Genomic DNA, 12,499 nt, shown 5'->3' on the forward strand with positions numbered 1-12,499 from the left:
CTCAGAAGTCTGCGCGCACGTTCAGGTTCAGGGTACGCGGCGCACCCACGTTCAGGTAGGTTTCCTGATAGTAGGTCCAGTACTTGCGATTGGCCAGGTTGGTGATGTTGGCGCTCCAGGTCGTCATGTGGCCACCGATGCGGGTGCGATAGTTCAGCCCGGCATCAAACAGGCTGTACGGCGAGAGCATGTTGGCATTGGCCGAATCCAGCGCCATGGTGCCGACATACTGCGCGCCGGCATGCAATTGCAAGCCCGGCAAGGCCGCCACGCGATAGCTCAGTTGCGCCCCGGCCTGCATATCGGCCGCACCGACGGCACGCTTGCCGTTGACCGCGGCCGCCGCATGAGTGATCTCCGAGCCCATGACCATCACGCTGCCATCCAGGCTCAAATCACGCGTGAGCTGCAGCGAGCCATTGGCTTCCACGCCGCGATACACGCTCTGGCCATCGGCCACGTAGACGTTGGCGCTGTTGATGTACTGCGAGCCGCGCTCGATGCGGAACAGTGCCAGGCTGCCGTTCCAGCCATCGTGCTCGGTCTTGACGCCCACTTCGGCCTGTTTGCTCTTGATCGGCGCGAAGGTCTGGTTGGCATTGACGGTAGTAGTCGGTGCGGAGGCACTCTGCTCCAGTGCTTCGGCATAGCTGACGTAGACCGTGGTATCGGCGCGCGGCTTGTACATCACGGCTGCCGTCGGGCTCAGCGGATTGGCGGTGAAGCGCGCGCTGGTGGTGTTGGCAGTGCTGTAGGCGGTATCGATGTAGTTGGTATAGCGCACACCGGCCAGTACCGACCAGCGCTCGTCGAACTTCATCGTATCGCTGGCGAAGAGCGCGGTCTGGGTGGTCTTTTCATCGCGATACGTGCCGCCGCTGTAGTTGACGCTGTCGGCCGAGTAGATCGTCGGCGCATACAGGTTGCCGGTGCCGATGTAAGGCTTGGGCGTATTGACCGAGGAGGTCGAGAGCAGGTTCTGCGCCATCGCGCCGAACACCAGCTCATGCTGGAGGAATCCGGTGCGCACCTTGCCCTGCACCATGGCTTGCGCTTCGTTGAATTCATAGCAGTGGTATTCCGAGGTCACACGGTCACGGTAATTGCCGCTGTTGCTGGTGATGTAGTACTGGTCCTTCTTGTAGATGCGTACCGATTCGGAGTGACGCACGGCGACGCTGGCCTTCCAGTCATCCGAAAGACGGTAGTCGGCGCTCAGCGTCACCAGGCGGTAATCGACATCGGTGAAGGAGCCATTGCTGTAGAGCCGGGTCGTGCCATCCAGCGGCGAAGGAATCCTGAATCCGCTGACGATGACATCGGTGCCGCCGGTGGCGATGCGGCGCTGGTAGATGGCATCCAGCCGCACGGTCAGGTCGCTGGTGAGGCGGGCATCGAAGGATGCGCCGATGGACTGGCGGTTGATGCTGCCGTGGTCGGCCTCGGTATCGCCGCTTTCGTTGACCAGGTTGACGCGGTAACCGAAGCGCTGGTCCTCGCCAAAGCGCCCGCCGGCATCGACATGTTCCTTCCAGGTACCGCCGCTGGCATAGCCGAGATCGGTGGCAAAAAAGGTGTCATCGGTCGGGCGCTTGGTGACGTAATTGATGATCCCGCCCGGCGAGCCGAAACCATACATGAAGCCGGACAAGCCCTTGAGCACTTCCACCTGCTCGAACATCTCCAGCGGCATTTCGGTACCGCGGTTGATGTTGGCCAGGCCATCGATCTTGTAGCCGTTCAGATCATCCAGACGCAGGCCGCGCACCGAGATGGTGGCCGGGTGCGTGCCATTGACCGGACTGTTGTTGCTGACGCTGGCGTCGTACTTCAGCACCTCGGCCAGCGAGGTGGCCTGGCGGTCTTCGATCTCGTCGCTCTTGACCGCACGCGTGGAGAACGGCGTCTCCAGTTCGGAACGATCTCCGAGGGCACCGCTGCTGACCTTCTCGGCCAATTTCTTCTTGTCGGCGCTGTCGGTGACGGTGATCTGGGGCAGCACGCTGTCATCGGCCTGCGCCATCAGCGGGCCGGCGCTGCCCAGCAGGAGGCCGGCGCCGAGCAGGGCACGGCGCATGGTGGACGGACGGAAACGGGCAATGCGTGTGGAATTCATGTCGGACTCGCAGTGGATGTGGAGAGAGAGGGAGTTGATTTGGCTATGCAATGGGCCGACCGGGCAATGCCGGCCAGTCTTCTTTTTTTATCGGGTCGCTATCGGGTTCATGGCCGTGGATCAGTCACGAAACCGATCTTGGCCAGCCCGCCTGCCTGTGCCATGGCCATCACCTGTGCCACTTTTTCGTAGGGTGTGGTGCGGGCTGCTCGCAGATGCAGTTCCGGCGGCTGCGGTGCGGAGGCTGCCTTGCTGATGCGAGCCTGCAGTTGCGCCTGATCGACCGGTTCGTCATTCCAGAAGGTCTTGCCGTCGGCATCGATGGCGAGGTTGATGCTGTCCGGCTTGAGCGTATCGGGTTGGGCGGTGGCGCGCGGCAGGTCGATCTTGACGGCGTTGTTCATGACCGGGACCGTGATGATGAAGATGATCAACAGCACCAGCATCACGTCCACCAGCGGGGTGGTGTTGATCTCGGGATTGAAGTCATCGTCCGAATCGGAGAGGGAACCCATGCCCATCATGCAGCTCCCCGCGTGCGCAGGCGCAGGGCCGGGGCCTGTTCCGGCGCGACCGAAGCGGCATCGGCGCGCGCCCCGGTGACAAACAGCGCATGCAGTTCGAAACCGAACTTGTTCAGTCGCGCGAGGATGCTCTTGTTGCCGCGCAGGAGCGCGTTGTAGCCAAAGGTGGCGGGAATGGCCACTGCCAGCCCGAGCGCCGTCATGATCAACGCTTCGCCGACCGGACCGGCGACCTTGTCGATGCTGGCCTGGCCGCTGCTGCCGATGGAAACCAGGGCGTGGTAGATACCCCAGACCGTGCCGAACAAGCCCACGAAGGGAGCCGTCGAACCGACCGAGGCCAGCACCGCCATGCCCGACTGCAGGCTGGCCGAGGCTTCATCGATGGCCTGGCGCAGCGACAGCGTGACCCACTCGCTGACCGGCAGACGATCCTGCAACTGCCCTTGGTGCGTGGTGTGATGATCGACTGCGCCCTGGCCGGCGCTGGCAAGCGCGGCAAAGGGATTGTCGCGGCCCAGCAGGGTGATGCCGGCGGCGACGTTACCGGCCTCCCAGAACGCGTGGCCTGCGGCGTGCGCCGGAGTACGGTAGCGCCACAATTGCAGGGCCTTGGTCACGATCACATACCACGAGGCCATCGACATCATCGTCAGCAGAAGCGCCACCGCCTTGGTGACGACATCGCCTTGCGACCACAGGGCCGTGAGGCCGTAGGGACTTGCATCCATTGCTGATTCCTTTCGTTCGGGGTTACTGCGTCAATTGAAATTTGATCGGTACGACCACATAGGCAGGCAGCGCCCTGCCCTGCTCCACATAGGGCTGGAAGCGTGCGCGCCGGACGGCCTCGCGCGCGGCCTGGTCGAGGCTGGCGATGCCGGAAGAGCGTTCCAGTGCAATCTGCTCCACCCCGCCCTGGGCATCGATCAGCACGCGCAGCAGCACCTCGCCTTCATCGCCGCGACGGCGGGCCGCAGCGGGATAGACCGGCTGCGGTGCAGTGAGGTACTGAACGCCGCTGGTAATGACGGGCGGGCGGATCATCGGGGCGACCGGCGTCACCGGGGCAGCGGCGGCCTCGGGCGCAGACGCTGGAGCAGTTGGCGAGGAAGGAGCAGATGGCGCAGATGACGTATCAGCAGAAGTGACCATGGCCGGCGCGGGTGCCACGGCCTGACGGGTGTGCGGCATGGGTGCCGGCCGCAATGGCACGGTGCGCACGGGGGCTGCCGGATGCGGTGATGTCGCAGGCAAGGGCGGCTGCGGTGCGGATTCGAAGAGCGCAAGCATCACGGTGGGCGGTACCGGTGGCTTGGCGGTGGACGCTGGCAAGGCGTGCATCTGCGTGGCCAGCCACAGCAAGCCCAGATGCGCAGCCAGCACCAGCAGCGCCGGCTGCGCTCTGCGCAGCATGGCCGCACCGGGTACCGTGCGCTGTGGAGAAAGAGGAAGGGATGACAGCATGACTCTTGCCGCGTCGCGCGGCCTTGCTCTGAAAAAAGCAGGAGTCTAGGCAGTCAAGATGACCTCGCCGTTACGCATTGATGACAACGGCGTCAGGAAAGCCCCATGAGATGTAAAAATTTGTTGGCAGCATGCCGGGGCAGTGAACTCTGCGGATCAGATCGGGAGATCACGCCTCTCTGCGTCCTGCGGAGGTGGCACGCCAGCACAGAATCGATCCGGCGCACACCAGCGCCGCGCCGACCCAGAACGACGGCGGCAGCGGCGCACGCAGCAGCGCGGCCGACAGTGCCGAGGACAACACCGGGATGAAATACGAAGCCCCCGCCAGCACCGTCACGTTCCCGTGCAGGATGCCCACATTCCAGGCCGCATAACCCAGCCCCATGGCGGCAGCCGCCAGCAGCAGATAGACCAGCGCGGGCACGCTGAAGGAAAGTTCAGCGGCATGACCGCCCAGCAGGACCTTCACCCACAAGGCCAAGGCCACCAGCATGAAGAAAGGGGTCACACCGTTCCTGCCCTCGGCGATGCGGGTGGTCACGGTGCAGTAGGCCGCCCAGATCAGCGCACCGATGAAGGCCAGGCCATAGCTCAGGGGATTGTCCTGGATGTTGGCCAGCATGACCGGCAGATCCAGGCCCTGATTGCCGCCCAGCACCCAGCAGATACCCAGCATGGACAGGATGAAGCCCGGCACCACCAGCAGCGTCGCGCGCTGCCCGCCGAAGAGAATCGCCGCCACCAGCGTGAAGGTCGGCCACAGGTAGTTGACCATCCCCACTTCGATGGCCTGGCGGCCGCTATGGGCGTAGCCGATCGAGAGCGACAGGCACAGTTCATACGCCACGAACAGCACGCCGCCCCACACCAGATACCTGCGCGGGAAGCTGGACAGGCGCGGGAAACCGACCGCCACCATCAGGATCAGCGAGGCCACCGTATAGATGGCTGCCGCGCCGCCGGTGGCACCGAGATGTTCGCTCACGCCGCGGATCAGGCCAACGATGGCGCTCCACAAGAGCACGGCGCTCAAACCGATCAGGGTTGCCTTCTTGCTGTTCATTGCACCTGCCCAAAAGCGCAAGAGTTTACCTCAAGGGCCGGGACCGGGCCTTGTGATAAAATCCTGCCCCTTCTGTCCGGTCTTCGGCGGCCATTGCCCGCGCGGCGGCCGGACGTATTCCATGGGTTCCCTCGCCCCCATTCATCAAAAAGGTTCATATGACGACTCTCGACCTGCGCCGCCATGCCGCGCTGCTGACCTGGCTTTCCCTGTTCCACCTTCTGGTGATCACTTCCAGCAACTACCTGGTGCAATTGCCCGTTTCGATCTTCGGGCTGCATACCACCTGGGGCGCCTTCAGCTTTCCTTTCATCTTCCTGGCGACCGATCTGACGGTGCGCTTCTTCGGTGCGCCACTGGCCCGCCGCATCATCTTCGCGGTGATGCTGCCGGCCCTGTTCATTTCCTACGGCATCTCGGCTCTCTTCTACATGGGCCAATGGCAGGGCTTCGGCGCGCTGGCGCATTTCAATGTCTTCGTGGCGCGCATCGCGGCGGCCAGCTTCATGGCCTATGTGCTGGGGCAGGTGCTGGACGTGCAGGTGTTCAATCGCCTGCGGGCTTCGCGCCACTGGTGGCTGGCACCGTCGGTATCGATGATCTTCGGCAATGCCAGCGACACCATCGCCTTCTTCTCCATCGCCTTCTGGCGCAGCAGCGATCCCTTCATGGCCGAGCACTGGGTGGAGATCGCGCTGGTCGATTACGGCTTCAAGATCGCCATCAGCCTGCTGTTCTTCCTGCCGGCATATGGCGCGCTGATGTCCTTCCTGAAGAGCTGGTTTGGCCGCCCCTTGGCGGCCGATCCGGCTTGAGTCCTGCAGCGATTTCCATCCAACGGTAAACTTGCGGCTTTGCGCGGTCTGCCCTGGCCGCGCCCTCCTCCTCTCCACCCTCCACCTGGACTGCGCATGAACTGGCCCCTGTTTGCCCTCGCCGTTGCCGCCTTCGGCATCGGCACCACTGAATTCGTCATCATGGGCCTGCTGCCCGACGTTGCGCTTGATCTGGGTGTCACGGCTCCGGCCGCCGGCATGCTGGTCTCGGGCTATGCCCTGGGCGTCGCCGCCGGTGCGCCCATCCTCGCCATCCTTACTGCCAAGTGGCCGCGCAAGCAGGCGCTGGTAGGGCTGATGTGCCTGTTCATCCTCGGCAATGTGCTGTGCGCGCTGGCCCCCAATTACCCGTTCCTGATGGTGGCGCGAGTGGTCACCGCCTTCTGCCATGCCGCCTTCTTCGGCATCGGCTCGGTGGTGGCAGCAGAACTGGTGACGCCGCAGAAGCGCGCACAGGCAGTGGCGCTGATGTTCACCGGCCTGACCGTGGCCAACATCCTGGGCGTGCCGCTGGGCACCGCCTTCGGCCATGCGGCGGGCTGGCGCTCCACCTTCGGCGTGGTGACCGGCATCGGCGTGCTGGCCGCCGTCATGCTGTGGACCATGCTGCCCAAGAAGATCCCCATGCAGGCCGGCAATATCTTCCAGGAGTTCCGCTCCATCATCGATACCCGCGTGCAGCTGTCGCTGCTGACCTCGACGCTGGCCTCGATCAGCATGTTCAGCGTGATCACCTACATCGCCTACATCCTGCTGGACGTGACCGGCTTCAGCGCCCGTGAAGAAAGCTGGGTGCTGCTGCTCTTCGGTGCGGGCATCACCGTGGGGGGCCTGGTCGGCGGCAAGCTGGCGGACTGGAAACTGATGCCGGTGATGTGCGGCGTGTTCCTGTGCATTGCCATCGTGCTGGGGCTGTTTTCCTTCACCAGCCATTACAAGTGGCCGACGCTGGCAACGATGTTCGCCTGGGGGGCCTTCGCCTTTGCGGTGGTGCCCGGTGCGCAGATCCGCGTGCTCGACACCGCACGCGGCGCACCCAACCTCGCATCGACCCTCAACCAGGGGGCCTTCAACCTCGGCAATGCCACTGGCGCCTGGGTCGGTGGACTGGCGATCTCGGCTGGCCTGCCGCTGACCGACCTGCCCCTGATCGGCTCGGTCTTCGCCCTGCTGGGCCTGGTGACGGTGGCCGTCTCGGCCTCGCTGGACAAGCGCGTTCGCGCTCCGGCCTGACTCTTCCCCGCTCCGGAAAAAAGGCGCTTGACCCTCACGGGCAAGCGCCTTTGTTCATTCCGGCGAAGATGCTGAAGCGATCAAACCGCCTTCAGATGCGCCGAAGCGACGAAGTTGTCGAAGAAACTTTCACATCGGGCCAATTGCTCCAGTGTCACGAACTCGTTGGGCTTGTGCGCATGGATGATGTCGCCCGGCCCGCAGATCACCGCCGGCATGCCGGCCTGACCGAACAGCCCGCCTTCGGTGCCGAAGCCGACCTTGCGCGCACGTTCACTACCCAGGATGCGCAGTGCCGAACTCACCAGCGGATCATCGGGCGACGTGCTCATGCCCGGATAGGCCGTCAGCGTTTCGAATTCGATGCGCCCCTGCGCACCTTCGATCTGCATCTGCGGCAGCACTTCCTGTTCTGCATAACGCTTCACTTCGTCGAACACCCCGGCGGGATCGATACCGGGCAGGAAGCGGTGTTCGAAGACGAACTCGGCCTTGTCCGGAATGATGTTGGGCGCGTTGCCGCCATTGGAGAGCGTGGTGACGATGGAGGAATACGGCACGTCGAAGTCGTAATCCTGCGCTTCCGAATGGCGCACGCGCAGCGCGATCTCGCGGATCTTCAGCTGCATCATGGCCGCATAGTCGATGCTGTTGATGCCCAGGTGCGGACAGGACGAGTGCGCCGCATGGCCATGCACCGAGCAGCGATAGGAGCGCTTGCCCTTGTGCGCGATCACGGGCTGCATCATGGTGGGCTCGCCGATGATGACGCCGGTGGGCTTGATGTCGTTCTGCTGCAGGTCAGCCAGCAATTCGCGCACCCCCAGACAGCCCACTTCTTCATCGTAAGAGAACGAAAAGTGCAGCGGTGTGTGCAGGCGATCCTGCGCGATGGCCGGCAGGCGCGCCAGACAGACCGCGATGAAACCTTTCATGTCGCAAGCGCCGCGGCCGAACAATTTGCCATCGGCCACATGCGCCACGAAGGGGTCGGTATCCCAGTTCTGTCCCTTGACCGGCACTACATCGGTATGTCCGGAGAAGACCGTACCGAAGCGGCCGGGACCGGTATCGCCCAGGGTGGCAAAGAGATTGGCCTTGCGCCGTTCGGCGTCATAGGTCAGGCGGGTGGTGGCACCGTGGCGTTCGAGAAGATCGCGGACCCATTCGATGAGGCCCAGGTTGGATTCGCGGCTGATGGTGTTGAACCCGATGAGGGTCTTGAGGATGTCCAGCGTCGCCTCGGTCGGTTGCGCGGCGGCTGATGTCAGTGGTGCATTCATGATGATGGTGTGCCTGTTCAAATCCGGAACGGCGGGCCAGCGGTCAACAGGACAGCAGGCTGCATGTTCCCTCAGAAGTGCAGCAAGCGGCGTGCCACGGCGGGCGCATGCTGGCATAGCGGCCGGTCCAGGCAAACGGTGCCCGCGCTGATCAATTCCCCGATTTTCACAATCTCACCTGACAGGAACTGCATGATGCAACCGGGTTCGCTGGCGTGCCAATGAAGGTTTAGCTTACACCGCAATGCAGATAGGGGTTGGGGAGATGAAGGATCTTGACGGCAGAGGCCTGGATGCCCGCCGGCAAGGATTTGCCTCCAGAGCCAATTGAAACTCGCTCAACCGTCTTGCAGACAGTGACAACAGCGCTTATCAGGAATTTCCTGCTAGGAGCTTTTTCGCATTTTTGTCAGACTGCAGATGAAGTTTTGTGCCCGGAGAAGCGCCCGCAGAGGCCAGCATGGATTCCCGCGGCACAGGAATGGTGATCAGGGTCACTACAAGAGAAGGACTAGACCATGAAACCGCCGATCATACTGATGATTGAGTCGAACGGCGAAGCAGTAGAGCTGGCGCGCTTTGCGCTCTGGCGCAACAATTTTCATTGTGTATTGCAGTGGGTTGACGAAGCAGACGCGGCCATCGAGGGACTGTTGCAGCGCCGTGCGGATGGCGAGATGCAGCTGCCGGGCATGATCTTTCTGGACCCAGGCATGATGGAAAACAACGGCCTGGACTTCATCCAGGCCATGAAGGCGGGCCGCGACACGCGTGCGGTGCCGATCGTGGTATTTCCGGACAGTGACTATCCGCCGGAGATGCCTGCCTTGCTGGAAGCCGGAGCCGTGGAATATCTGCTCAAACCCGAGACGGCCCAGCAGTTCATGGAGGTGGTGGTGGACCGTGCGCGGCGCTGGAGCAAGCGGCGGCGCAGGCGTTCGGCTTCAGCTTCAGCTTCGACTTCCAATGCAAGTGCAGGCACAGGGGAGGCGGATGGAGAAGCTGGAACCTCCTGAGCGGAAAGAAAAAACGCCGTGTGCTTCAGTGCTCACGGCGTTGTTCTTGTGCCCGCGCGATGGGCGGGCGAGGTGATGCTTATTTCTTCACGCGCGTACTGATGTGGCCATCGAATTCGCGCTGCGCGGCTTCGAGCTTCTTGAGGGCTTCCTGCCAAGGCTGGTAATCCGCCTCGGTGAGCCAGGAGCCGCCGGGATTCTGCTTCCACTGTTCGAGCTTGGCGGTCATCTTTTCATATTCTTCCAGCTGCGCGACCAGCAGGGATTCCATTTGCGTCTTCAACTCTTCGGCACGGACGATCCAGGGGTCTTGTTCCAGTTCTGACATGGGCGGCTTTCCTTGGTGTGAATAATGTGTCGGATGCTATCACGAAGAGGGCTGCTTGCCGCGGGGAGGCGATTCAGGTGCACCAGGGCCCTTCTCTTTGACGGCGGCGGCAGCGACTCCGGGCTTCCAGCCGAGGCGGGGAAACGACTGACACAGACATTTCCAAGAAACGAAAAAGAACCTGCCGAGGCGAAAAGCACTTCACTGAGGGTCAACGGCCATAATGAAGCCATTTATTCCGCTGTTTGGAGCGAAGGATGTCTCAAAGAAATTAAATATAATGTCGACTACCCAATTTTCCCGGCAGCCTTTCAGAGGCATCAAGGCGTATAAGTAAATGAGATCGACATTAACGGAACTTGGTGCCGAGCTAGCGTTATATTCAATTGACGCAGTGAGCGACATGATTATTTGGCTCGACGAAGACGGATTTTACGTATTCGTCAATAAGGCTGCCACAGAGTTTTTAGGCTATACATCTCAAGAGCTAAGTCAATTGAGGGTCTGTGATATTGATCCAGACTTTGACGAGGTACGCTGGAAAGATCATTGGAAGGAGCTTGAGATAAAGCAGACCGTTTGTCTGGAAACGACCAACAGGAACAAATCTGGCCAGATTATTCCAATTGAAGTGAATGCAAGCCTGGTTCAATTTGAAGGAAGAAGATTTAATTGCTCTATCGTTCGAAATATCTCTGAAAGGAAGCGTACTGAAGCCTCACTGCTCGCGCTGAACAAGCAAATCTATTTGCTGAGCATTACCGATGACCTGACCCAAATAGCGAATCGACGCTATTTTGATGAGGTGTTTAAAAGAGAGCTTCAACGTGCGCTAGAACAGAACATTCCTTTTTCTTTGGTTCTTATCGACGTCGATTATTTCAAAGCATTCAATGATCTATACGGGCATATACAAGGAGATCATTGCTTAAAACGCGTAGCGGCCACGATCAGCGCATTGATTCAATCGACGAATGAATTGGCCGCGAGATACGGAGGGGAAGAATTTGTATGCATTCTGCCTGGCATGTCTCCAAATAATGTTTTGATATTTGGTGAAAGACTAAGACAAGCAATCCAAGATCTCGCAATTCCACACAATGGATCTTCTTTCGGGACTATCACCGTCAGTATCGGCGTGTCCACCTTGGAGATTGCCAGCAACATCTCGACCGAGAACCTGCTCTTTGAGGCTGATCAACATCTCTATCGAGCCAAAGCGAACGGTCGCAATCGGGTCGAAGGAAAATCTGACCGGTAGCTCAAGGTGTTACCAGGATCATGCCACAGTCGCCTGTAGTAGTTTCTGATCCCAAGGAAGAGATCGATGCTACGGAATGGTGGTCGAAGACCGGCACGCATTCCATCACGGGAAACGGCTTTACTTTGCGCATCGCGTTCAAGAAAAAAGCCGAACCGGGCGACACTGAGCGCGAGCTCGATCATGATCCAGAGGAAGGCATCACCGGCTTGAAAGCGGAGTGGCGGACAAAGCCAAAAAGAAGAACAAGGGCATTGAGCTGGTTAGCAAGGTCCACAATATGAAAACGTTCAAACGAACTTACACCATAAAGCAAAGTGCGAAACGTGCCGCGGCTCTACATCAGGCCAAAATCAAAGAGGTCCGCGAGATCATCTCGGAAAACAAGCAAGATTCATCAAGAATAAAAATGAGGAAAACTCCAGCAGGGGTTTTCCTCTAAATCATCGTTGGCCTTTACAACCTCATCTACATTACTTCGCCGTTGTAGCGTTCGACTCGCGTGCAATCTCCTCGTTGAAGTTGGCATTAAAAGAGACATTCTGGAGAGCCCAGCGATCCTTGAAGCGGTACAGAGTCAGCTCAAACAGAACAGGCTGGCGTTCATAGTTCAACATGTACTTCATGTAGACGTAACGGGTGCCGATGGTGCGTTCCGAGATCATCTCGGCGTCACCGAACTTCCCCATTGACTGTTGGTAGGTCTTAACCACTTCGCGCAGACTCCGGATCTGGTCAGAAAGCTCCTTCGCATAGGGAGATGTCTTCGTGAGGTAGTCCAGCGCTTCCATCGGCTTTCCAGATTGATACAGAGACAAGAAACGCTCAGGGATGCCATCGTAACGATCGGCTGCGTATGCATTCAACGAGAACATCAACATGATAGCAATCAAAAAGCGGCGCATGGTTTTCTCCTGGTCAGGTAGTGGCCCCGTCAATCGCTGGGCCATGGAAAACATCATGCAATGGCTAGGTTGCCGCTCTGTTTCGTGCTGTCGCATTTTTATTACAACTGAAATCTGCAAGGCGTTCCAAGATTTAAACGCTTCAATTTCCGAGACATCTTGCATTTCATGACGTGACATATCAAATGCCTGCACGTCAAGACACACCAATTGATTACCAAGGATAGGCGCTAAAAGTCGCGCTGCATTGGAGTGCGCGAAGATAGGAAAGCAGGGAGATCATCTCGGGAAGCAGCTTGGATTTACTATCGCTGCTTGGACCACAATGATTTGCTGATGGTCGCGTCGTATATGCATTCGTTGATCAGACCGCCATCTATCCTTATGAAACTGCCACTCGTGTATGCCTTGCCTTCGATGTAGCACGCATTGCCTGCAATTTTTTCTGTCTCTACTGACGCAGG

The 12,499-nt window shown here is 59.8% G+C and carries 13 protein-coding genes; 5 read left to right on the plus strand and 8 right to left on the minus strand.

Annotated elements, in window-relative coordinates; all coding sequences use genetic code 11:
- Nucleotide 1 precedes the first annotated feature (1 nt).
- The 5 genes from ACWFUC_RS22055 to yddG all read right to left on the minus strand — a co-directional run bounded on the left by ACWFUC_RS22055 (nt 2) and on the right by yddG (nt 5,173).
- Nucleotides 2-2,116, minus strand: coding sequence for a TonB-dependent siderophore receptor (locus tag ACWFUC_RS22055; protein WP_489637331.1), 2,115 nt, complete (start codon nt 2,114-2,116; stop codon nt 2-4).
- Nucleotides 2,117-2,223: 107 nt separating this feature from the next.
- Nucleotides 2,224-2,637 carry an ExbD/TolR family protein gene (locus ACWFUC_RS22060; protein ID WP_489625570.1) on the minus strand — a complete coding sequence of 138 codons (414 nt, stop codon included), beginning with the start codon at nt 2,635-2,637 and terminating at the stop codon, nt 2,224-2,226.
- Nucleotides 2,637-3,371 (minus strand): MotA/TolQ/ExbB proton channel family protein, encoded by a 735-nt coding sequence (locus tag ACWFUC_RS22065; protein ID WP_489623286.1) that lies wholly within the window; start codon nt 3,369-3,371, stop codon nt 2,637-2,639. The genes ACWFUC_RS22060 and ACWFUC_RS22065 overlap by 1 nt, the downstream gene beginning before the upstream one ends.
- Before the next feature lie 22 nt (nt 3,372-3,393).
- Complete coding sequence (locus ACWFUC_RS22070; protein ID WP_489623287.1) at nt 3,394-4,107, minus strand: energy transducer TonB; 714 nt, start codon at nt 4,105-4,107, stop codon at nt 3,394-3,396.
- A gap of 169 nt (nt 4,108-4,276) precedes the next feature.
- Entirely contained in the window at nt 4,277-5,173 is an 897-nt protein-coding gene (yddG, locus tag ACWFUC_RS22075) for an aromatic amino acid DMT transporter YddG (RefSeq protein WP_489634459.1), read from the minus strand.
- A gap of 158 nt (nt 5,174-5,331) precedes the next feature.
- On the opposite strand from yddG, the gene ACWFUC_RS22080 reads away from it, so the two are divergent.
- Together ACWFUC_RS22080 and ACWFUC_RS22085 are read left to right on the plus strand one after the other, a co-directional pair.
- On the plus strand, nt 5,332-5,988 hold the full coding sequence (locus ACWFUC_RS22080) for a 7-cyano-7-deazaguanine/7-aminomethyl-7-deazaguanine transporter (RefSeq protein WP_039784818.1): 657 nt from the start codon (nt 5,332-5,334) through the stop codon (nt 5,986-5,988).
- Nucleotides 5,989-6,084: 96 nt separating this feature from the next.
- Complete coding sequence (locus ACWFUC_RS22085) at nt 6,085-7,242, plus strand: MFS transporter (RefSeq protein WP_039784817.1); 1,158 nt, start codon at nt 6,085-6,087, stop codon at nt 7,240-7,242.
- Nucleotides 7,243-7,322: 80 nt separating this feature from the next.
- Here ACWFUC_RS22085 and argE read toward each other — a convergent pair whose 3' ends face one another.
- On the minus strand, nt 7,323-8,525 hold the full coding sequence (argE, locus tag ACWFUC_RS22090) for an acetylornithine deacetylase (protein WP_134222915.1): 1,203 nt from the start codon (nt 8,523-8,525) through the stop codon (nt 7,323-7,325).
- A 518-nt stretch (nt 8,526-9,043) separates the two neighbouring features.
- Between argE and ACWFUC_RS22095 the strand changes: the two genes are divergently transcribed.
- The gene (locus tag ACWFUC_RS22095) at nt 9,044-9,541 is read left to right on the plus strand and encodes a response regulator (RefSeq protein WP_489623289.1); all 498 of its coding nucleotides are present in this window, start codon (nt 9,044-9,046) and stop codon (nt 9,539-9,541) included.
- 79 nt (nt 9,542-9,620) lie between these two features.
- Here ACWFUC_RS22095 and ACWFUC_RS22100 read toward each other — a convergent pair whose 3' ends face one another.
- Nucleotides 9,621-9,869: a hypothetical protein gene (locus ACWFUC_RS22100; protein WP_134222917.1), complete on the minus strand. Its 249-nt coding sequence runs from the start codon at nt 9,867-9,869 to the stop codon at nt 9,621-9,623.
- Nucleotides 9,870-10,206: 337 nt separating this feature from the next.
- Here ACWFUC_RS22100 and ACWFUC_RS22105 point away from each other — a divergent pair, with 337 nt between their 5' ends.
- Together ACWFUC_RS22105 and ACWFUC_RS22110 are read left to right on the plus strand one after the other, a co-directional pair.
- Nucleotides 10,207-11,130 (plus strand): GGDEF domain-containing protein, encoded by a 924-nt coding sequence (locus ACWFUC_RS22105; RefSeq protein ID WP_489623290.1) that lies wholly within the window; start codon nt 10,207-10,209, stop codon nt 11,128-11,130.
- Between the two features lie 20 nt (nt 11,131-11,150).
- Nucleotides 11,151-11,414, plus strand: coding sequence for a hypothetical protein (locus ACWFUC_RS22110; RefSeq protein ID WP_489623291.1), 264 nt, complete (start codon nt 11,151-11,153; stop codon nt 11,412-11,414).
- Between the two features lie 189 nt (nt 11,415-11,603).
- On the opposite strand, the gene ACWFUC_RS22115 is transcribed toward ACWFUC_RS22110, so the two are convergent.
- Nucleotides 11,604-12,215: a hypothetical protein gene (locus ACWFUC_RS22115; RefSeq protein WP_134136153.1), complete on the minus strand. Its 612-nt coding sequence runs from the start codon at nt 12,213-12,215 to the stop codon at nt 11,604-11,606.
- Nucleotides 12,216-12,499 lie beyond the last annotated feature (284 nt).

Source organism: Herbaspirillum sp. Her4 (genome assembly GCF_057961335.1).

What these genes read in the sequence shown, in the direction of transcription:
- ACWFUC_RS22055 (WP_489637331.1), bottom strand. Translation starts at nt 2,116, where the DNA reads ATGAATTCCACACGCATTGCCCGTTTCCGTCCGTCCACCATGCGCCGT.
- ACWFUC_RS22060 (WP_489625570.1), bottom strand. Translation starts at nt 2,637, where the DNA reads ATGGGCATGGGTTCCCTCTCCGATTCGGACGATGACTTCAATCCCGAG.
- ACWFUC_RS22065 (WP_489623286.1), bottom strand. Translation starts at nt 3,371, where the DNA reads ATGGATGCAAGTCCCTACGGCCTCACGGCCCTGTGGTCGCAAGGCGAT.
- ACWFUC_RS22070 (WP_489623287.1), bottom strand. Translation starts at nt 4,107, where the DNA reads ATGCTGTCATCCCTTCCTCTTTCTCCACAGCGCACGGTACCCGGTGCG.
- yddG (WP_489634459.1), bottom strand. Translation starts at nt 5,173, where the DNA reads ATGAACAGCAAGAAGGCAACCCTGATCGGTTTGAGCGCCGTGCTCTTG.
- ACWFUC_RS22080 (WP_039784818.1), top strand. Translation starts at nt 5,332, where the DNA reads ATGACGACTCTCGACCTGCGCCGCCATGCCGCGCTGCTGACCTGGCTT.
- ACWFUC_RS22085 (WP_039784817.1), top strand. Translation starts at nt 6,085, where the DNA reads ATGAACTGGCCCCTGTTTGCCCTCGCCGTTGCCGCCTTCGGCATCGGC.
- argE (WP_134222915.1), bottom strand. Translation starts at nt 8,525, where the DNA reads ATGAATGCACCACTGACATCAGCCGCCGCGCAACCGACCGAGGCGACG.
- ACWFUC_RS22095 (WP_489623289.1), top strand. Translation starts at nt 9,044, where the DNA reads ATGAAACCGCCGATCATACTGATGATTGAGTCGAACGGCGAAGCAGTA.
- ACWFUC_RS22100 (WP_134222917.1), bottom strand. Translation starts at nt 9,869, where the DNA reads ATGTCAGAACTGGAACAAGACCCCTGGATCGTCCGTGCCGAAGAGTTG.
- ACWFUC_RS22105 (WP_489623290.1), top strand. Translation starts at nt 10,207, where the DNA reads ATGAGATCGACATTAACGGAACTTGGTGCCGAGCTAGCGTTATATTCA.
- ACWFUC_RS22110 (WP_489623291.1), top strand. Translation starts at nt 11,151, where the DNA reads ATGCCACAGTCGCCTGTAGTAGTTTCTGATCCCAAGGAAGAGATCGAT.
- ACWFUC_RS22115 (WP_134136153.1), bottom strand. Translation starts at nt 12,215, where the DNA reads ATGTCACGTCATGAAATGCAAGATGTCTCGGAAATTGAAGCGTTTAAA.